Source organism: Pseudomonas sp. NPDC089996 (assembly GCF_044748405.1).
In the GTDB taxonomy this organism is placed as follows: domain Bacteria; phylum Pseudomonadota; class Gammaproteobacteria; order Pseudomonadales; family Pseudomonadaceae; genus Aquipseudomonas.
Map to the genome: position 1 here is coordinate 239,424 of NZ_JBIVGA010000004.1, position 19,399 is coordinate 258,822.

At 64.7% G+C, this 19,399-nt stretch carries 21 protein-coding genes; 14 read left to right on the forward strand and 7 right to left on the reverse strand.

The genetic code is table 11. The annotated features are described in order from the left end of the window. Window positions 1–7: 7 nt before the first annotated feature. From ACIPW4_RS08930 to ACIPW4_RS08945, 4 genes are read right to left on the reverse strand one after another with little or no spacing between them, the layout of a single operon-like run. A complete protein-coding gene (locus tag ACIPW4_RS08930; RefSeq protein ID WP_400657239.1) occupies window positions 8–2,032 on the reverse strand; it encodes a methyl-accepting chemotaxis protein in 2,025 nt (674 codons plus the stop codon). 47 nt (window positions 2,033–2,079) lie between these two features. Then, window positions 2,080–2,634 carry a chemotaxis protein CheW gene (locus ACIPW4_RS08935; protein WP_400656815.1) on the reverse strand — a complete coding sequence of 185 codons (555 nt, stop codon included), beginning with the start codon at window positions 2,632–2,634 and terminating at the stop codon, window positions 2,080–2,082. Then, the gene (pilH, locus tag ACIPW4_RS08940) at window positions 2,631–2,996 is read right to left on the reverse strand and encodes a twitching motility response regulator PilH (protein WP_085676684.1); all 366 of its coding nucleotides are present in this window, start codon (window positions 2,994–2,996) and stop codon (window positions 2,631–2,633) included. The genes ACIPW4_RS08935 and pilH overlap by 4 nt, the downstream gene beginning before the upstream one ends. A gap of 46 nt (window positions 2,997–3,042) precedes the next feature. Beyond that, a complete protein-coding gene (locus ACIPW4_RS08945; protein ID WP_400656817.1) occupies window positions 3,043–3,444 on the reverse strand; it encodes a PleD family two-component system response regulator in 402 nt (133 codons plus the stop codon). Between the two features lie 195 nt (window positions 3,445–3,639). Here ACIPW4_RS08945 and gshB point away from each other — a divergent pair, with 195 nt between their 5' ends. The 14 genes from gshB (at window position 3,640) to ACIPW4_RS09015 (ending at window position 17,665) form a co-directional block, all read left to right on the forward strand. Beyond that, entirely contained in the window at window positions 3,640–4,593 is a 954-nt protein-coding gene (gene gshB, locus ACIPW4_RS08950; RefSeq protein WP_400656819.1) for a glutathione synthase, read from the forward strand. A gap of 91 nt (window positions 4,594–4,684) precedes the next feature. Beyond that, window positions 4,685–5,590, forward strand: coding sequence for an energy transducer TonB (locus tag ACIPW4_RS08955; RefSeq protein ID WP_400656821.1), 906 nt, complete (start codon window positions 4,685–4,687; stop codon window positions 5,588–5,590). A gap of 173 nt (window positions 5,591–5,763) precedes the next feature. Continuing rightward, complete coding sequence (locus ACIPW4_RS08960) at window positions 5,764–6,333, forward strand: YqgE/AlgH family protein (RefSeq protein ID WP_400656823.1); 570 nt, start codon at window positions 5,764–5,766, stop codon at window positions 6,331–6,333. Continuing rightward, window positions 6,333–6,770, forward strand: a complete 438-nt coding sequence (gene ruvX, locus ACIPW4_RS08965; RefSeq protein ID WP_400656824.1) for a Holliday junction resolvase RuvX — start codon at window positions 6,333–6,335, stop codon at window positions 6,768–6,770. Before ACIPW4_RS08960 ends, ruvX begins: the two co-directional genes overlap by 1 nt. A gap of 49 nt (window positions 6,771–6,819) precedes the next feature. Then, complete coding sequence (gene pyrR / locus ACIPW4_RS08970) at window positions 6,820–7,338, forward strand: bifunctional pyr operon transcriptional regulator/uracil phosphoribosyltransferase PyrR (RefSeq protein WP_400656826.1); 519 nt, start codon at window positions 6,820–6,822, stop codon at window positions 7,336–7,338. A gap of 13 nt (window positions 7,339–7,351) precedes the next feature. Beyond that, a complete protein-coding gene (locus tag ACIPW4_RS08975; protein WP_008099987.1) occupies window positions 7,352–8,356 on the forward strand; it encodes an aspartate carbamoyltransferase catalytic subunit in 1,005 nt (334 codons plus the stop codon). Then, window positions 8,353–9,624 carry a dihydroorotase gene (locus tag ACIPW4_RS08980; protein WP_400656828.1) on the forward strand — a complete coding sequence of 424 codons (1,272 nt, stop codon included), beginning with the start codon at window positions 8,353–8,355 and terminating at the stop codon, window positions 9,622–9,624. The genes ACIPW4_RS08975 and ACIPW4_RS08980 overlap by 4 nt, the downstream gene beginning before the upstream one ends. A gap of 243 nt (window positions 9,625–9,867) precedes the next feature. Further along, a complete protein-coding gene (gene hslV, locus ACIPW4_RS08985; protein WP_400656830.1) occupies window positions 9,868–10,398 on the forward strand; it encodes an ATP-dependent protease subunit HslV in 531 nt (176 codons plus the stop codon). Window positions 10,399–10,471: 73 nt separating this feature from the next. Beyond that, the gene (gene hslU / locus ACIPW4_RS08990) at window positions 10,472–11,815 is read left to right on the forward strand and encodes an ATP-dependent protease ATPase subunit HslU (protein ID WP_400656832.1); all 1,344 of its coding nucleotides are present in this window, start codon (window positions 10,472–10,474) and stop codon (window positions 11,813–11,815) included. A gap of 145 nt (window positions 11,816–11,960) precedes the next feature. Continuing rightward, on the forward strand, window positions 11,961–12,338 hold the full coding sequence (locus ACIPW4_RS08995) for a gamma-butyrobetaine hydroxylase-like domain-containing protein (RefSeq protein ID WP_400656835.1): 378 nt from the start codon (window positions 11,961–11,963) through the stop codon (window positions 12,336–12,338). 353 nt (window positions 12,339–12,691) lie between these two features. Beyond that, window positions 12,692–14,371 carry a class II poly(R)-hydroxyalkanoic acid synthase gene (gene phaC, locus ACIPW4_RS09000; protein ID WP_400656837.1) on the forward strand — a complete coding sequence of 560 codons (1,680 nt, stop codon included), beginning with the start codon at window positions 12,692–12,694 and terminating at the stop codon, window positions 14,369–14,371. A gap of 63 nt (window positions 14,372–14,434) precedes the next feature. Beyond that, a complete protein-coding gene (phaZ, locus tag ACIPW4_RS09005) occupies window positions 14,435–15,286 on the forward strand; it encodes a poly(3-hydroxyalkanoate) depolymerase (protein WP_400656839.1) in 852 nt (283 codons plus the stop codon). A gap of 68 nt (window positions 15,287–15,354) precedes the next feature. Then, window positions 15,355–17,037, forward strand: coding sequence for a class II poly(R)-hydroxyalkanoic acid synthase (gene phaC, locus ACIPW4_RS09010; RefSeq protein WP_400656841.1), 1,683 nt, complete (start codon window positions 15,355–15,357; stop codon window positions 17,035–17,037). A 13-nt stretch (window positions 17,038–17,050) separates the two neighbouring features. Beyond that, window positions 17,051–17,665: a TetR/AcrR family transcriptional regulator gene (locus ACIPW4_RS09015; RefSeq protein WP_400656843.1), complete on the forward strand. Its 615-nt coding sequence runs from the start codon at window positions 17,051–17,053 to the stop codon at window positions 17,663–17,665. 121 nt (window positions 17,666–17,786) lie between these two features. Here ACIPW4_RS09015 and ACIPW4_RS09020 read toward each other — a convergent pair whose 3' ends face one another. The 3 genes from ACIPW4_RS09020 to ACIPW4_RS09030 all read right to left on the reverse strand — a co-directional run bounded on the left by ACIPW4_RS09020 (window position 17,787) and on the right by ACIPW4_RS09030 (window position 19,379). Then, window positions 17,787–18,560: a phasin family protein gene (locus ACIPW4_RS09020; protein ID WP_400656845.1), complete on the reverse strand. Its 774-nt coding sequence runs from the start codon at window positions 18,558–18,560 to the stop codon at window positions 17,787–17,789. Window positions 18,561–18,570: 10 nt separating this feature from the next. After that, window positions 18,571–18,990, reverse strand: coding sequence for a phasin family protein (locus ACIPW4_RS09025; protein ID WP_400656847.1), 420 nt, complete (start codon window positions 18,988–18,990; stop codon window positions 18,571–18,573). A gap of 113 nt (window positions 18,991–19,103) precedes the next feature. Next, window positions 19,104–19,379 carry a polyhydroxyalkanoic acid system family protein gene (locus ACIPW4_RS09030; RefSeq protein ID WP_033701930.1) on the reverse strand — a complete coding sequence of 92 codons (276 nt, stop codon included), beginning with the start codon at window positions 19,377–19,379 and terminating at the stop codon, window positions 19,104–19,106. Window positions 19,380–19,399 lie beyond the last annotated feature (20 nt).

The following is a 19,399-nucleotide window of genomic DNA, read 5'->3' on the forward strand; positions in this document are numbered from 1 at the left end:
GCGTTCCTCAGCGTCGCTCGGCAGGGGCCGGCAGGGTGAAACCGGAGACAGAGCGGCGCATCTCGCTGGCCATGCGCGCCAGGTGGCGAATGCTGTCGGCGGTGGCGCCGGAGCCGGCGGAAGTCTGCGCGGTGATCTGCTGGATCACCGCCATGGTGTGGGAAATCTGCCCCGCCGAAGAGGTCTGCAACTGGGCTGCATCGGAGATGCTGTGGATCAGTTCGGCAAGGTTCTGCGATACACCTTCGATCTCGGCCAATGCCACGCCGGCATCCTGGGCCAGGCGCGCACCGCGCACCACTTCGGCGGTGGTCTGTTCCATGGAGATCACCGCCTCGTTGGTGTCAGCCTGGATGGTCCGCACCAGCGCTTCGATCTGCCGGGTCGCCGAGGACGACCGCTCGGCCAGGCGCTGCACCTCGTCGGCGACCACGGCAAAGCCGCGGCCGGCTTCACCCGCCAGCGAGGCCTGAATGGCGGCATTGAGGGCTAGGATGTTGGTCTGGTCGGCAATATCGTCGATCAGGCTGACGATGTCGCCGATTTCCTGGGACGACTCACCCAGGCGCTTGATCCGTTTGGCGGTGTCCTGAATCTGCTCGCGGATGTTGTCCATGCCATTGATGGTGTTGTGCACCACCTCGTTGCCCTTGTTGGCGATCGCCACCGAGCGCTCGGCGACCTTGGCCGACTCATAGGCATGCGCGGAAACCCGGTCGATCGACTCGACCATGTCACCGACTGCCTCGGACGCTTCGCTGATCTGCTCGGCCTGATGCTCCGAGGCCTTGGCCAGCTGGCGCGCGGTGTTCTGCGTGTCCTGCACGGCAGCGGCAACCTGCTCGGCGCTATGGTTGATGGTGGCCACCAGGTCACGGAGCTGGTCGACGGAGTAGTTGATCGAGTCGGCGATGGCGCCGGTGAAGTCTTCGGTCACCGACACGGTGACGGTCAGGTCACCGTCGGCCAGCTCTTCGATTTCATCGAGCAGGCGCATGATCGCCTGCTGGTTGCGTTCGTTCTTCTCGGCGGTCTCATGTAACTGCCGGTGGGTGGTGCGGACCATCACCAGGCCGATCAGGATGATCGACGCCAATGCCAGCATACCCAGCGCATAACCCCCGACGGTATCGAGGGTGCGGCCGCTGGCCAGGTTTTCGAAACCGTTGGCCAGATGCGAGGCTTCATCGAGCAGGGTCTGCGACAGGCTGAAGATGTTGCCGGCCGCTTCGCGTACCCGGAACAGTTCGGGCGAGGTCTCGAGGATTTCATCGACCGAACCGGCCACGAACTGGAACAGTTCGGCGATTTCCGCCAGGCGGGCGCGGGCATCAGCGTCCTCGACGCGGGTTACCTGGATGGCCGGGTTGCCGCCCAGCATGCCTTCGAGCACCTGGCCAAAGCGGCTGGCATCGCGGCCGAAGGTATCGGCGGCCTGCGCCGCCGTGTCATCACCGGCCAGTACGGTATTGACCGACCCCAGAATGCGCTCGGCCAGCAGCAACTGGCGCTGGGCTACTACTACCTGGTTGGCCGGGGCACCGCTCTGCAGCAGGATCTCGACAACCTTTTCATACTCGACCTGGAGCTGCGGCACGGTTTCGGCCAGGGTCGCCGCCACCTGGTGCAACGACAGCACGGTCTGTTCGCTGGCCAGAATGGTATCGGTGTTCTTGCGCAGGTTTTCCCAGTCCTGGCGCACCGCTTCCATTTCATCACGCACCGCGGCCGGCGCCGCAGGCAGGCCGGTGGACTTGTCGCCTTCGCGCAGGTAGCTCCAACGCCGCTCGAAATCGTTGCGCGCGTCCGACAGCAGCTTGAATGCCAGGGCCTTGCCCGCTGCCGCCTCGGTGGCGTTCTTGGCGATACGCTGGGACAACACCCGCAGCTCGCCGGCATGGCCGATGTACTGCTTGTCGTGATTGGCCTGGGTATTGAGGTACGCGAAGTTGGCGAACAACAGGATGATCGACAGGATCAGGATCACGAACAAGACGGTGATCTGCACGATGCTGCGCGTGCGTGGGGTCATGCTGGCGGGGACGACTGGGGTGGCCGGCTTGTTCACGTTCGAAAGTCCTATAGCGCCACGTCAAGAAAGCCCGGCGCCTGGGCCAGGGCGAAGGGGCTGAAGATCGCCCAGTTGCGTTCACGCGCAAAATGCCCCTGCACGAAGCGGGCAGCGGCACGCAGCAGCGGCTGCGGTGGCGACAGTTCCAGGCTGCTCAGGGCGAAGTGCTGAAGGCCCAGCACCTCGTCGACCAGCAGGCCCACGAACAGGTCTTCATGGTCCAGCACCAGCACCCGCCGTTGCTTGCCTGGCGCAACCGGGCCAAGGCCGAAGAAACTGCTCAAATCCATTACCGGCAACAGCCGGCCGCGCAGGTTCGCCACGCCACACACCCACGGCTGTACGCCAGGCACGCGGCTGCTGCGCGGCTCGCGCAGCACTTCGGCGACCTCCCCCATGGGGGCGACGAACCACTGCCCGGCAATGCGAAAACCGATGCCGCTCCATTGTTGCAGGCGCGTGTCCTGTGGCGGCTGGTCGGCCACCAGCAGGCGGCAGCGCCGGTCGATGTCCAGCAACAGCTCGAAGGCGGTCAGCGACGCCCCCTGCGGGCGGGTGGTCAAGCGCCCAGTACTTCTTTGAGCTTGGCGATCAACGCATCTTCTTCCACCGGTTTGGTCAGAAAGTCGCGGGCGCCCTGGCGCGTGGCCCAGATACGGTCGGTTTCCTGGTCCTTGGTGGTCACCACCACCACGGGGATGGCGCTGGTTTCCGGGTCTTTGCTCAACTGGCGGGTAGCCTGGAAGCCGTTCATGCCAGGCATGACGATGTCCATCAGCACCGCATCCGGCTTTTCCTGGCGGGCCAGGGCCACACCGTCGGCACCGTTGCTGGCCTTGAGCACCTGGTGACCATGCTTTTCCAGCCATTCGGTCAATCTGTACATCTCTGTCGGCGAGTCATCGACAATCAGAACGCGGGCCATGCTGTTTCCCCATCAGGAAATTGAAGGCCGCGCCAGCGCGGCGCGGTCAGGGTGTGGGTTGTTCGGGCACGGCGAAACCGGGCACATGGGCCCTGATCGCGTCGAGCAGTTCTTCCTTGCTGAATGGTTTGGTCAGGAACTGGTCGGAACCGACCACCCGGCCGCGGGCCTTGTCGAACAGGCCATCGCGAGACGACAGGAGAATCACCGGGATGTCCTTGAAGGTGCTGTTGTGCTTGATCACCGCACAGGTCTGATAGCCGTCCAGGCGGGGCATCAGCACGTCGACAAAGATGATCTGTGGCTGGTGGTCGATGATCTTGGCCAGGGCATCGAAGCCGTCACTGGCGGTGATCACCTCGCAGCCCGCTTCGCCGAGCAACATCTGTGCGGTGCGGCGGATCGTGCGGGAATCGTCGATCACCATCACCTTCAGGGGTTGTTCCATAAGTTGCGCTACCGTCGCTGCACAGTGGGGCGGCAAGCCACGAATGGCCTGACGCTTGAAGCTGAGGGCATTTTTAGCACACTCCGGGGGGCCGTTCCATCTGCAGCCCCCTTGACCCGCGGCGCTCACGGCGCCACCCTGAGCCACTTTTCTTTCGATTCACCGCGGCCACGGGCCGCCAAGAGGAACCACCCCATGAGCGTTCGCCTCGGCATTGTCATGGACCCGATCGCGTCCATCTCCTACAAGAAGGACAGCTCGCTGGCCATGTTGCTGGCTGCCCAGGCCCGTGGCTGGAGCCTGTTCTATATGGAGCAGCGCGACCTTTACCACGGCGAAGGCAAGGCCCGCGCCCGCATGCGCCCGCTGAAGGTGTTCGCCGACCCGGCGCGCTGGTTCGAGCTGGGTGAAGAGCAGGACAGCGCCCTGGCCGAGCTGGACGTGGTGCTGATGCGCAAGGACCCACCCTTCGACATGGAGTTCGTCTACAGCACCTACCTGCTGGAGCAGGCCGAGCGCGAAGGCGTGCTGGTGGTGAACCGCCCGCAGAGCCTGCGCGACTGCAACGAAAAGCTGTTCGCTACCCAGTTCCCGCAGTGCATGGCACCGACCCTGGTCAGCCGCCGCGCCGACATCCTGCGTGCATTCGCCAGCACCCATGGCGACGTGATCCTCAAGCCGCTGGACGGCATGGGCGGCGCTTCGGTGTTCCGCCACCGCGCGGGCGACCCCAACCTCTCGGTGATCCTCGAGACCCTGACCCAGCACGGCGGCCAGCAGATCATGGCGCAGGCCTACCTGCCCGAGATCAAGGATGGCGACAAGCGCATCCTGATGATCGATGGCGAGCCGGTCGACTATTGCCTCGCCCGTATCCCGGCCAGTGGCGAAACCCGTGGCAACCTGGCCGCCGGTGGCCGTGGCGAAGCCCGCCCGCTGACCGAGCGCGACCGCTGGATCGCCGCCCAGGTCGGCCCGTCCCTGCGTGAAAAGGGCCTGCTGTTCGTCGGCCTCGACGTGATCGGCGACTACCTCACCGAAATCAACGTCACCAGCCCCACTTGCATCCGCGAGATCGACGCTGCCTACAACACCGATATCGGTGGCAAGCTGATGGATGCCATTGATCGCCAGCTCCAGGCGCGCTGACCGCCGACGCGGAGCAAATGCGCGGAGTGGGGTATGATGCCGGTCCTTTTCGACTGAGCTGCTGCCCCGCCCTGCGGTTGCTGGATACCCGATGACGCTGCCTGCCGATATCCCCGCCGCCCTGCTGCCACCGAGCGTTCGCCCGGTGGACAGGCTTGGCTTTACCCTGTTCCTGGCTGCCCTGGTGCACCTGGCGCTGATCCTTGGCGTGGGTTTTACCGTGGTCAAACCGGCAGAAATCCGCCAGACCATGGACATTACCCTCGCCACCTTCAAAAGCGAAAAAGCGCCAGAGAAGGCTGATTTCCAGGCCCAGGACAACCAGCAGGGCAGCGGCACCCTGGAAAAGAAAGCGGTGCCGACCACCACCGAGGTGGCACCGTTCCAGGACAGCAAGATCAACAAGGTCACCCCGCCTCCTGCAGCCAAGCCCGACGTGCCACCGCCGCCCACGCCGAAGAAGTCCGCCGTGGCGACCCAGGCGCCTAAAGCACAGAAGATCGAGCCCAAGCCCAAGGAAAGCAAGCCGCAGCCCAAACCGGCAGCGGCCACACCGGACTTTGACAGCTCGCAGCTGTCGAGCCAGATCGCCAGCCTCGAGGCGGAGCTGTCCAACGAGCAGCAGATGTACGCCAAGCGCCCGCGCATTCACCGCCTGAATGCGGCTTCGACCATGCGCGACAAGGGCGCCTGGTACAAGGAAGAGTGGCGCAAGAAGGTCGAGCGGGTCGGCAACCTGAACTACCCCGACGAGGCACGCCGGCAGCAGATCTACGGCAATTTGCGAATGATGGTGTCGATCAACCGCGATGGCTCGCTGTACGAGGTGCTGGTGCTGGAGTCCTCCGGGCAGCCGGTGCTGGACCAGGCAGCGCAGCGCATCGTGCGGCTGGCGGCGCCCTTTGCGCCGTTTACCGGGGACTTGGCGGAATTCGACCGGCTGGAGATCATCCGCACCTGGCGCTTTGCGCGCGGCGACCGCCTGTCCAGTAACTGATCCGAGATTGCCGGGGCCGCTTTGCGGCCCTTTCGCGACACAAGGCCGCTCCTACAGCAACCGCGCGATCCCTGTAGGAGCGGCCTTGTGTCGCGAAAGGGCTGCACAGCAGCCCCAAAACAGCCAAGCTGAGCACCTTGTCAGCCTCGCCACCTGGCGCCACACTATCCCCCATGAAAACCCTCACCCCGAGCTACCTCAAGCATCAGTTCCTGATCGCCATGCCGCACATGGCCGATCCGAACTTCGCCCAGACCCTCACGTACATCGTCGAGCACAACGCCAATGGCGCCATGGGCCTGGTGGTCAACCGGCCACAGGAGCTGAACCTGGCGGACATTCTCGAGCAGTTGCGCCCGGACGAGGAGCCACCGGCCAGCACCCTGCAGGTGCCGATCTACCAGGGTGGCCCGGTACAGACCGACCGCGGCTTCGTGCTGCACAGCAGTGAATGCAGCTTCCAGGCCACCGTGGCACTAGAGGGCCTGTCACTGAGCACCTCACAGGATGTGCTGCTTGCCATCGCCGCCGGGGTCGGCCCGAAACAAAGCCTCATCACCCTCGGCTACGCCGGCTGGGAGGCGGGCCAACTGGAAGCGGAGCTGGCTGACAACGCCTGGCTCAACTGCCCGTTCGACCCGGACATCCTCTTTGGCCTGGCCAGCGAACAGCGCCTGGGCGCCGCAGCTGCCAGCCTGGGCATCAACCTCAGCCTGCTGACCAGCCAAGCGGGCCACGCCTGATGGCCGAACTGCACCCTGAGCTACGCCTGCTGCTGGGCTTCGACTACGGCACCAAACAGATCGGCGTGGCCGTCGGCCAGGTGATCACCGGCCAGGCCCGCGAGCTTTGTACCCTGAAAGCGCAGAACGGCGTGCCGGACTGGGCCCAGGTGGAAAGGCTGATCAAGGAGTGGAAGCCTGATGCCATCGTCGTGGGCCTGCCGCTGAACATGGACGGCACGCCCAGCGAAATGAGCGAGCGTGCGGAAAAGTTCGCCCGTCGCCTCAACGGCCGCTACAACCTGCCGGTGCACACCCACGACGAACGCCTGACCACCTTCGAGGCCAAGGGTGAGCGCCTGTCCCGAGGCGGCCAGCGCGGCAGCTACCGCGACAACCCTGTCGATGCCATCGCCGCTGCCCTGCTGCTGCAAGGGTGGCTGGAGGCCAACACCTGATTTTTCGCCCTGCCGTCGGGCCAGCCCGGCGTCCTCCAGGAGACACGCAATGAGCCTACCCAATCCCGCCGACCTGATCCGGCAGATGGCTGTCGACCTTCGCGCCCATCTGGCCCGCCGCAACATCACCGAGCCGCGCTTCATCGGCATCCGCACTGGCGGCGTCTGGGTTGCCCAGGCTCTGCAGGAAGAAATGGCCGACCAAAGCCCGCTCGGCACCCTGGACGTGTCGTTCTACCGCGATGACTTCAGCCAGAACGGTCTGCATCCGCAGGTGCGCCCGTCGGAGCTGCCGTTCGAGGTCGAAGGCCAGCACCTGGTGCTGATCGACGACGTGCTGATGAGCGGCCGCACCATCCGCGCCGCGCTCAACGAACTGTTCGATTACGGCCGCCCGGCCAGTGTCACCCTGGTGTGCCTGCTCGACCTGGATGCTGGCGAACTGCCCATCCGCCCGAATGTGCTCGGCGCCACCCTGTCGCTTGCCGCCCATGAACGGGTAAAATTGACCGGCCCCGCACCGCTCGCCCTCGAGCGCCAGGACCTTGCCACCGCTTCTGCCCTTTAAGAGTCCCCTCGCGATGACGCCAATCGACGCCAAGCGCCCGCTGCAGCTCAATGACCAGGGCCAGCTGCGCCATTTCCTCTCGCTTGACGGTTTGCCCCGTGAACTGCTCACCGAGATCCTCGACACTGCCGACTCGTTCCTCGAAGTCGGCGCCCGGGCCGTGAAGAAGGTCCCGTTGCTGCGCGGCAAGACCGTGTGCAACGTGTTCTTCGAGAACTCGACCCGTACCCGCACCACCTTCGAACTGGCCGCCCAGCGCCTGTCGGCCGACGTGATCAGCCTGAACGTGTCGACCTCCTCGACCAGCAAGGGCGAAACCCTGTTCGACACCCTGCGCAATCTTGAAGCCATGGCCGCCGACATGTTCGTCGTGCGCCATTCCGACTCCGGCGCCGCGCACTTCATCGCCGAACACGTATGCCCGGACGTCGCCGTGATCAACGGCGGTGACGGCCGCCACGCGCACCCGACCCAGGGCATGCTCGACATGCTGACCATCCGCCGCCACAAGGGCAGCTTCGAGAACCTCTCGGTGGCGATCGTCGGCGACATCCTGCACTCGCGCGTGGCCCGCTCCGACATGCTCGCGCTGAAGGCGCTGGGCTGCCCGGACATCCGCGTGATCGGCCCGAAAACCCTGATCCCGATCGGTATCGAGCAGTACGGCGTGAAGGTCTACACCGACCTCGCCGAAGGCCTCAAGGACGTCGACGTGGTGATCATGCTGCGCTTGCAGCGTGAGCGCATGGCCGGCGGCCTGCTGCCCAGCGAAGGCGAGTTCTACCGCCTGTTCGGCCTGACTACCGCGCGCCTGGCCGGCGCCAAGCCCGACGCCATCGTCATGCACCCTGGCCCGATCAATCGCGGTGTGGAGATCGAGTCGGCGGTGGCCGACGGCAAGCACTCGGTGATTCTCAACCAGGTCACCTACGGCATCGCCGTGCGCATGGCCGTGCTGTCCATGGCCATGAGCGGGCAGAACGCGCAACGTCAATTCGACCAGGAGAACGCCCAGTGACCATCAGCATTCTTGGCGCCCGGGTGATCGACCCTGCCAGCGGCCTGGACCAGGTCACCGACCTGCATCTGGATGGCGGGCTCATTGTTGCCATCGGCGCCGCCCCAGCCGGCTTCAGCGCCAGCCGCACGATCAATGCCGACGGCCTGATCGCCGCACCCGGCCTGGTCGACCTCGGCGTCTCGCTGCGCGAACCGGGCTACAGCCGCAAGGGCTCCATCGCCAGTGAAACCCGCGCCGCCGTGGCTGGCGGCGTCACCAGCCTGTGCTGCCCACCGCAGACCAAGCCGGTGCTGGATACCTCGGCAGTGGCCGAGCTGATCCTCGACCGCGCCCGCGAAGCCGCCAACAGCAAGGTCTACCCGATCGGTGCACTGACCAAGGGCCTGGAAGGCGAACAGCTGGCCGAACTGGTTGCCCTGCGCGACACCGGTTGCGTGGCCTTCGGCAACGGCCTGAAGGAAATCCCCAACAACCGCACCCTGGCTCGTGCCCTTGAATATGCCGCCACCTTCGACCTGACCGTGGTGTTCCACTCCCAGGACCGCGACCTGGCCCAGGGTGGCCTCGCTCACGAAGGAGCCATGGCCAGCTTCCTCGGCCTGCCCGGCATCCCCGAGACCGCCGAGACCGTGGCCCTGGCGCGCAACCTGCTGCTGGTGGAGCAGACCGGCGTGCGCGCGCACTTCACCCAGATCACCAGCGCCCGTGGCGCTCGGCTGATCGCTCAGGCCCAGCAGCTGGGCCTGCCGGTGACCGCAGACGTCGCGTTGTACCAGCTCATTCTCACCGACGAGTCGCTGCGTGAGTTCTCCAGCCTGTATCACGTGCAGCCGCCACTGCGTACCGCCGCCGACCGCGACGGCCTGCGCGAGGCGGTGAAGTCGGGGGTGATCCAGGCGATCTCCAGCCACCACCAGCCCCATGAGCGCGATGCCAAGCTGGCACCGTTCGGCGCCACCGAACCGGGCATCAGCAGCGTCGAACTGCTGCTGCCGCTGGCCATGACCCTGGTCGAGGACGGCTTGCTCGACCTGCCGACCCTGCTTGCCCGCCTGAGCAGCGGCCCGGCCAAGGCCCTGCGCCTGCCGGCTGGCGAGCTGAAAGTGGGCGGTGCGGCCGACCTGGTGCTGTTCGATGCCAAGGCCTCGACGATTGCCGGCGAGCAATGGCTGTCGCGCGGTGAAAACTGCCCGTTCATCGGCCACTGCCTGCCGGCGGCCGTGCGTTATACCTTGGTCGATGGGCACGTCTGCCACGAGGCCTGAGTAACCCTGTGAGAGCGGCCTTGCGTCGCGAAAGGGCTGCGTAGCGGCCCCAGGATCTCTGCATCATGCATAGATTGCCGGGGCCGCTTTGCGGCCCTTTCGCGACGCAAGGCCGCTCCCACATTGATCGCGCTCGACCTTGAGCCTGCAGCAACCATTCATCCCCCCCGGTTGAAATCCTTCCCCCCACCCCCATATGAGTCTGCATCAGGCAATTTTGCCCCGCTGCGTGGAGACTCTCCCTTGACCACCATCGTTTCTGTCCGCCGTCATGGCAAAGTCGTCATGGGCGGCGACGGCCAGGTATCCCTCGGCAACACCGTGATGAAAGGCAACGCCAAGAAGGTCCGTCGCCTGTACAACGGCGAAGTGATCGCCGGTTTCGCCGGTGCCACCGCCGATGCCTTCACCCTGTTCGAGCGCTTCGAAGCCCAGCTGCAGAAACACTCCGGCCACCTGGTGCGTGCCGCCGTCGAGCTGGCCAAGGAATGGCGCACCGACCGCTCCCTGAGCCGCCTGGAAGCCATGCTGGCGGTGGCCAACAAGGACGCATCGCTGATCATCACCGGCAACGGTGACGTGGTCGAGCCCGAAGACGGCCTGATCGCCATGGGCTCCGGTGGCGGCTACGCCCAGGCCGCAGCCCGCGCCCTGCTGAACAAGACCGACTTGTCGGCCCGGGAAATCACCGAGGCCGCCCTGAACATCGCCGGTGACATCTGCGTGTTCACCAACCACAACCTGACCATCGAGGAGCAGGACCTGGCCGAGTGATCCGCTGTTCTGGCGTCCCGCACGTAGCGGGACTTTTCCACGCCGAACACTCCGCCTCAGGACCGTATTGATCATGTCCATGACCCCCCGCGAGATCGTCCACGAACTCAACCGCCACATCATCGGCCAGGACGACGCCAAGCGCGCCGTCGCCATCGCCTTGCGCAACCGCTGGCGGCGCATGCAGCTCCCCGCCGAGCTGCGCGCCGAAGTGACGCCGAAGAACATCCTGATGATCGGCCCGACCGGCGTCGGCAAGACCGAAATCGCCCGCCGCCTGGCCAAGCTGGCCAATGCGCCGTTTCTCAAGGTCGAAGCCACCAAGTTCACCGAAGTGGGCTACGTGGGCCGTGACGTCGAGTCGATCATCCGTGACCTGGCCGATGCCGCGCTGAAGATGCTGCGCGAGCAGGAAATCGTCCGCGTACGCCACCGCGCCGAAGACGCCGCCGAAGACCGCATCCTCGACGCCCTGCTGCCGCAGGCGCGGGTAACCAGCTTCAACGAAGAAGCCGCGCAGACCAGCAGCGATTCCAACACCCGCCAGCTGTTCCGCAAGCGCCTGCGCGAAGGCCAGCTGGATGACAAGGAAATCGAGATCGACGTCGCCGAGAACATGGGCGTCGAAATCGCAGCGCCACCCGGCATGGAAGAAATGACCAACCAGCTGCAGAGCCTGTTCGCCAACATGGGCAAGGGCAAGCGCAAGACCCGCAAGCTGAAGGTCAAGGAAGCACTGAAGATGGTGCGCGACGAGGAAGCCAGCCGCCTGGTCAACGAGGAAGAGCTCAAGGCCAAGGCCCTGGAAGCGGTCGAGCAGCACGGCATCGTGTTCATCGACGAAATCGACAAGGTGGCCAAGCGTGGCAATGTCGGCGGTGCCGATGTATCCCGTGAAGGCGTACAGCGCGACCTGCTGCCACTGATCGAAGGCTGCACCGTCAACACCAAGCTGGGCATGGTCAAGACCGACCACATCCTGTTCATCGCTTCTGGCGCGTTCCACCTGAGCAAGCCGAGCGACCTGGTGCCGGAGCTGCAAGGCCGCCTGCCGATCCGTGTCGAGCTCAAGGCGCTGACCCCGGAAGACTTCGAGCGCATCCTGCAAGAGCCGCACGCCTCGCTGACCGAGCAGTACAGTGCGCTGCTCAAGACCGAAGGCCTGAACATCGAGTTCGCCGCCGACGGCATCAAGCGCCTGGCCGAGATCGCCTTCCAGGTCAACGAGAAGACCGAGAACATCGGTGCCCGCCGCCTGCACACCCTGCTCGAGCGTTTGCTCGAAGAGGTGTCGTTCAGTGCCGGTGACCTGGCCAGCACTCACGACGAAGCACCGATTCTGATCGATGCCGCGTATGTGAACGGCCACCTGGGTGAGCTGGCGCAGAACGAAGACCTGTCGCGCTACATCCTGTAATACCGCGTCGCCTTCTTCGCGGGCACGCCCGCTCCCACAGGGACCGCACGATCCCTGTGGGAGCGGGCGTGCCCGCGAAAGGGCCCTTGAATCCCTGCACAAGAAGCTGGAAGCTAACTCCATCAGCTCCCAGAGATTTCAGCCCATGGCCCGCCTGCCCACCGCCATCAACCTGCACAAAGCCTCCAAGACCCTCAGCCTCACCTATGCCCCCGGCGAGGCCTATCAGCTGCCCGCCGAATTCCTGCGCGTGCACTCCCCCTCCGCCGAGGTCCAGGGCCACGGCAACCCCATCCTGCAATTCGGCAAGATCAATGTCGGCCTCATCGGCCTGGAGCCTGCTGGCCAATACGCACTGAAACTGACCTTCGACGACGGCCATGACAGCGGCCTGTTCACCTGGGAGTACCTCGAGCAACTGTGCCTGCGCCAGGAGCAGCTGTGGGCCGAGTATCTCGATGAACTGCACAAGGCAGGCAAATCCCGCGATCCGGCGGAATCGGTGGTCAAACTCATGCTCTAACTCAAGCCCTCCAAGGTTTAGAGCGCATTTTCTAATCTCATCTGTTTGAATGCCTTACAGACAACGCTTGAACGGGTTGTCTTGCGCATTACATGAAAGTCGGGTAACCAATGGAGCTGGCAAGTTCCCTGCATCGCCTCGAAGGCAATCAGGCACTGGCCGGTATGTAGAGGTCGCGAGCGAAAGCAGGCTGTCTTCACACGCAGAATCCCCCGCAGCTCATCGCCGAATGCATCCGGCCCGCAGCACCGCTGTTCCTTATCACTGGTCACCCGAGTAGCAGTACCGGGCTGTCCGCTGTGCCTTGCGCCACAGCAATCCGGTACTCGTCTCAGGACAACGGAGCGTCGTAGATGAGTAACAAGAACAACGATGAGTTGCAGCGGCAAGCCTCGGAAAACACCCTGGGGCTGAACCCGGTCATCGGCATCCGCCGCAAGGACCTGCTGAGCTCTGCGCGTACCGTGTTGCGTCAGGCCGTGCGCCAGCCGCTGCACAGTGCCAAGCATGTGGCGCACTTCGGCCTGGAGCTGAAGAACGTGCTGCTGGGCAAATCCAGCCTCGCCCCGGAAGGTGACGACCGTCGCTTCCAGGACCCGGCGTGGAGCAAGAACCCGCTTTACCGCCGTTACCTGCAGACGTACCTGGCCTGGCGCAAGGAGCTGCAGGAGTGGATCGGCAGCAGCGACCTGACGCCCCAGGACATCATCCGCGGCCAGTTCGTCATCAACCTGATGACCGAGGCCATGGCACCGACCAATACCCTGTCCAACCCGGCAGCGGTCAAACGCTTCTTCGAAACCGGCGGCAAGAGCCTGCTGGACGGCCTGTCCAACCTGGCCAAGGACGTGGTCAACAATGGCGGCATGCCCAGCCAGGTCAACATGGATGCGTTCGAGGTGGGCAAGAACCTTGGCACCAGCGAAGGCGCCGTGGTCTACCGCAACGATGTGCTTGAGCTGATCCAGTACAGCCCCATCACCGAGCAGGTGCATGCCCGCCCGCTGCTGGTGGTCCCGCCACAGATCAACAAGTTCTATGTCTTCGACCTGAGCCCGGAAAAGAGCCTGGCGCGCTTCTGCCTGCGCTCCCAGCAGCAGACCTTCATCATCAGCTGGCGCAACCCGACCAAGGCCCAGCGCGAGTGGGGCCTGTCGACCTATATCGATGCGCTCAAGGAAGCGGTCGATGCGGTACTGGCCATCACCGGCAGCAAAGACCTGAACATGCTCGGCGCCTGCTCTGGCGGCATCACCTGCACCGCCCTGGTCGGCCACTACGCCGCGCTGGGTGAACAGAAGGTCAATGCCCTGACCCTGCTGGTAAGCGTGCTGGATACCACCATGGACACCGAAGTCGCGCTGTTCGTCGACGAGCAGACGCTCGAGGCCGCCAAGCGCCACTCCTATCAGTCGGGGGTGCTCGAAGGCAGCGACATGGCCAAGGTGTTCGCCTGGATGCGTCCCAATGACTTGATCTGGAACTACTGGGTCAACAACTACCTGCTCGGCAACGAGCCACCGGTATTCGACATCCTGTTCTGGAATAACGACACCACGCGCTTGCCCGCCGCTTTCCACGGCGACCTGATCGAGCTGTTCAAGAACAACCCACTGATCCGCCCGGATGCACTGGAAGTGTGCGGCACCGCCATCGACCTGAAGAAGGTGCAGTGCGACATCTTCAGCGTCGCCGGTACCTCCGACCACATCACCCCGTGGCAATCGTGCTACCGCTCGGCACACCTGTTCGGCGGCAAGATCGAGTTCGTGCTGTCCAACAGCGGCCACATCCAGAGCATCCTCAACCCGCCAGGCAACCCCAAGGCGCGCTTCATGACCGGTGCCGACCGCCCGGGCGACCCGGTGGCCTGGCAGGAGAATGCCGAGAAGCATGCCGACTCCTGGTGGCTGCACTGGCAGACCTGGCTGGGCGAACGTGCGGGCGACCTGAAAAAGGCACCGACACGCCTGGGCAACCGTGCCTTTGCCGCAGGCGAGGCCGCGCCGGGGACTTACGTCCACGAGCGTTGAGCCTCAATACCGTGGCCGCTCGGAGCGCGCCACGGTGCATCATCAAGCCACAGAGCCACGCGCATGCCGCTACCCTATATTTTTCGCACCGTCGAGCTGGACGACCAATCCATCCGCACCGCGGTGCGCCCGGGCAAGCCGCACCTGACGCCGCTGCTGATCTTCAACGGCATCGGCGCCAACCTGGAACTGGTGTTCCCGTTCATCGAGGCGCTGGACCCGGACCTGGAAGTCATCGCCTTCGACGTACCTGGCGTTGGCGGCTCGTCCACCCCTCGCCACCCGTACCGCTTTCCCGGCCTGGCCAAGCTGACAGCACGCATGCTCGATTACCTGGACTATGGCCAGGTCAATGTCATTGGCGTGTCCTGGGGCGGCGCACTGGCCCAGCAGTTCGCCCACGACTACCCCGAGCGCTGCAAGAAACTGGTGCTGGCGGCAACTGCTGCGGGGGCGGTGATGGTGCCCGGCAAGCCCAAGGTGCTGTGGATGATGGCCAGCCCCAGGCGCTACGTGCAGCCATCGCATGTCATCCGCATTGCGCCGATGATCTATGGCGGTGGTTTTCGCCGCGACCCGGACCTGGCCATGCACCACGCATCCAAGGTCCGCTCCGGCGGCAAGCTGGGCTACTACTGGCAGCTGTTCGCGGGCCTTGGCTGGACCAGCATCCACTGGCTGCACAAGATCCAGCAGCCGACCCTGGTGCTGGCCGGCGACGACGACCCGCTGATCCCGCTGGTCAACATGCGCCTGCTGGCCTGGCGAATTCCCAATGCCCAGCTACACATTATCGACGACGGCCATCTGTTCCTGATCACTCGGGCCGAAGCCGTCGCCCCCATCATCATGAAGTTTCTCCAGCAAGAGCGTCAGCGCGCGGTCATGCACCCCAGTCCGGCCTCTGGTGGCTGAATTGTTGCTTGCTGTTGCACGAGCACGACTGATGAGTACGACCGTGGCCTGACAAGGGAGTCGTTGCCATGAAAGAAAAACCGGCCAAAGGAACGTCAACGCTCCCCGCCACCAGCATGAACGTGCAGAACGCCATCCTCGGCGTGCGCGGGCGCGACCTGATTTCCACCCTGCGCAGCGTTGGCCGCCACGGCCTGCGCAACCCGCTGCACACCGCCCGCCACCTGCTGGCCCTGGGCGGTCAGCTGGGGCGGGTGATGCTGGGCGACACGCCTTATCAGCCGAACGCGCGTGATGCACGCTTCAATGATCCGACGTGGAGCCAGAATCCGTTCTACCGGCGCAGCCTGCAGGCCTACCTGGCCTGGCAGAAGCAGACCCGCCTGTGGATCGAGGAAAGCCACCTGAGCGACGATGACCGGGCCCGTGCGCACTTTCTGTTCAGCCTGATCAACGACGCCCTGGCACCGAGCAATTCGCTGCTCAACCCGCTGGCGGTCAAGGAGCTGTTCAACACCGGCGGGCAAAGCCTGGTGCGTGGCGTCGCTCACCTGCTCGACGATCTGCGCCACAACGACGGCCTACCGCGCCAGGTGGACGAGCGCGCCTTCGAAGTCGGCGGCAACCTGGCCGCCACGCCCGGCGCCGTGGTGTTCCGCAACGACCTGCTGGAGCTGATCCAGTACAAGCCGATGAGCGAGAAGCAGCACGCCCGGCCCCTGCTGGTGGTCCCGCCACAGATCAACAAGTACTACATCTTCGACCTGCAGCCGACCAACAGCTTCGTCCAGTACATGCTCAAGAACGGCCTGCAGGTGTTCATGGTCAGCTGGCGCAACCCCGACCCTCGCCACCGTGAGTGGGGCCTGTCGAGTTATGTACAGGCACTGGAAGAAGCGCTCAACGCCTGCCGCAGCATCAGCGGCAACCGCGACCCGAACCTGATGGGCGCCTGCGCCGGGGGCCTGACCATGGCCGCGCTGCAGGGCCACCTGCAGGCCAAGCATCAACTGCGCCGTGTACGCAGCGCCACGTACCTGGTCAGCCTGCTGGACAGCAAGTTCGACAGCCCCGTCAGCCTGTTCGCCGACGAGCAGGCCCTCGAGGCGGCCAAGCGGCGCTCGTACCAGCGCGGCGTGCTGGACGGTGGCGAGGTGGCGCGGATCTTCGCCTGGATGCGGCCCAACGACCTGATCTGGAACTACTGGGTCAACAACTACCTGCTCGGCAAGACTCCGCCGGCCTTCGACATCCTCTACTGGAACGCCGACAGCACACGCCTGCCGGCCGCCCTGCATGGCGACCTGCTGGACTTCTTCAAGGTCAACCCGCTGGCTCACGCCGCGGGGCTGGAAGTGTGCGGCACCCCGATCGACCTCAAGCAGGTCGACCTCGACAGTTTCACCGTGGCGGGCAGCAACGATCACATCACCCCATGGGACGCGGTGTACCGCTCGGCCTTGCTGCTCGGTGGCGACCGGCAGTTCGTGCTGGCCAACAGCGGGCACATCCAGAGCATCATCAACCCGCCCGGCAACCCCAAGGCGTACTACCTGGAAAACCCCAGGCTATCGAGCGACCCACGCGCCTGGTTCCATGACGCGCAGCGCCGCGACGGCAGCTGGTGGCCGCTGTGGCTGGAGTGGATCACACCGCGCTCTGGCCCGCTCAAGGCGCCACGCACCGAGCTGGGCAACGCCACCTATCCACCGCTGGGCCCTGCGCCAGGCACCTACGTCCTGACCCGATGAGCACGCCGACTGGATGAAGACCCGCGACCGTATCCTCGAATGCGCCCTGCAGCTGTTCAACGAGCAGGGCGAGCCCAACGTATCGACCCTGGAGATCGCCAACGAACTGGGCATCAGCCCGGGCAACCTGTATTACCACTTCCATGGCAAGGAACCCTTGATTCACGGGCTGTTCGACCGTTTCGAGGAAGCGCTGATGCCGTTGTTGGACCCACCGCTGGAGGTACGCCTGGAGGCCGAGGACTACTGGCTGTTCCTGCACCTGATCGTCGAGCGCATGGCCCAGTACCGCTTCCTGTTCCAGGACCTGTCCAACCTGACCGGGCGCCTGCCCAAGCTGGCGCGGGGCATGCGCAGCCTGATCAACGCCCTCAAGCGTACGCTGGCGGCACTGCTGGCCAGCCTCAAGGGCCAGGGGCAAGTGGTCAGTGAGACGCAGGCATTGGGGCAGTTGGTAGAGCAGATCACCCTGACCCTGATGTTCTCGCTGGACTACCAACGGGTGCTGGGACGCGAGGGCGATGTGGGCATCGTGGTGTATCAGGTGATGATGCTGGTGGCGCCGCATCTGCAGGTGCAGGCACGGGCGGCAGCAGAAGAGTTGGCGGTGCGGTATCTGGAGGGGTGAGCCTGCAGGTTCGGCGGTGTGGCCTTCGCGGGCACGCCCGCTCCCACAGGATAATCACTGCCCTTGAGGCTTGTGCTGTACCTGTGGGAGCGGGCGTGCCCGCGAAGAGGGCGACGCGGTATCAGATCAGGGTACCGGTGCCGGTTGGTGCCGAAGGCGGATTGCTGGCAGGCGCGGCGGTCGGTGCTGGCGCTGCAGTTGCGGCCGGCGCGGCGCTGGCCGCAGGTGCCGCCGGCTTGGCGGCTGCCGGTTTGGCCGGAGCCTTTTTCACGGCCGGCTTCTTCGCCGCGGCAGGCTTGGCTGCCACAGGCTTGGCTGCCGGTTTCGCAGCAGGCTTGGCCGCTGCAGTCTTGGCAGCGGGCTTGGCTGCGGCGGTTTTGGCCGCCGGCTTGGCTGCGGCGGTTTTTGCCGCTGGCTTGGCCAGTGGCTTGGCTGCCGCCTTGCTGGCTGCCGGCTTGGCCGCCGCAGCGCGCGCGGAGACCGGGGTGACCGAAGCGCCAGTCAGTTTCTCGATCTGCTTGGTCAGGCTGTCCACTTGCTGGTGCAGGGCTTTGATCTCGTTGCGGCTTGGTACGCCCAGGCGCGAGATGGCGCTGTTCAGGCGCTTGTCGAAGGCTTCTTCGAGTTCGCTCCACTTGCCCAGCGCACGGTCCTTCACGCCAGACACGCGCGAAGTGGTCGAGGACTTGGCCGTTTCAGCGACATCTTCGGCGGTCTTCTTCGCCTGCTTCTCGGCCTTCTCGCCATCCTTCACCAGCGAGTCGAACAGCTTCGGGCCGTCCTGGTCGATCTTCGAATAGATACCCAGCCCTGCCAGCCAGATCTTGCGGGAGTACTTCTCGATCCCGCCGACCCAGGAGCTGCCGTCTTTGTCGGAATTCTTCTTGCCAGCCATCCTGCTCTCCTTATGGTTTGTGCGCGACGCGCTCGAGCAGCTCATGCAGCTGTTCAAGCTTGATGGACAACGCCTCAACGTCATGTTTAGACGGAATGCCAAGGCGATTCAAGGCGCGGCCTACCCGTGCGTCGAAAGCTCTTTCGATCTTGTCGAGTTGAACCTCGACTTTGCCGCGTACGCGGCTGACTTCTTCACCCGCTTCGTCGAGCTGGTGGTTGGCGGCGTCGAGCTCTTTGTCGATGCGTTTCTTGCCACGCTTCTCTACGCCTTCACCGGCTTTGACCAGCTCCTTGAAGTAGTCGGAGCCTTCCTGGCCGACGCGGGCGTAGGCGCCGATGCCGGCCAGCCAGATCTTGCGTGCGTAGCCACGCACCTCGCCCAGGGTGCTCTGGGCGTCGTCCTTAATCTTCACATTCACTTTGGCCATGCTCTGTACCTCATGCTCATGAGTGGAGGGGAGGAACCGCCCATGGAGGTTGGGCTTGAGCATAAGGTAGGCAAGTAAATTAGAAACCTCACCCTAAGGTGAGGCAGGGCGACTCAGGCCAGGGCCTTGTCCAGGGCGCGCTCGATCTCGCCCTTGATGGTCCCGCTCATCATCGACAGCATCATGCCGAGCTTCAATTCCACGCGAATGCTGTCGTCACCGATGTGCACACTGCCGTTGGCGCCGCTGCGCGCCACGTCCACCCGGTCACCGTTCCAGGTGGCCTTGAGGTCGTATTCGCGGCTGAGCTTGTCGACCAGCGCTTCGGCCTTGGCGCGGGCGGCCTCGCGGCCGAGGGAGTGTTTGCGTTCGACGCTGATCTGGGTCATGCGGGTGTTCCTGGGAATGT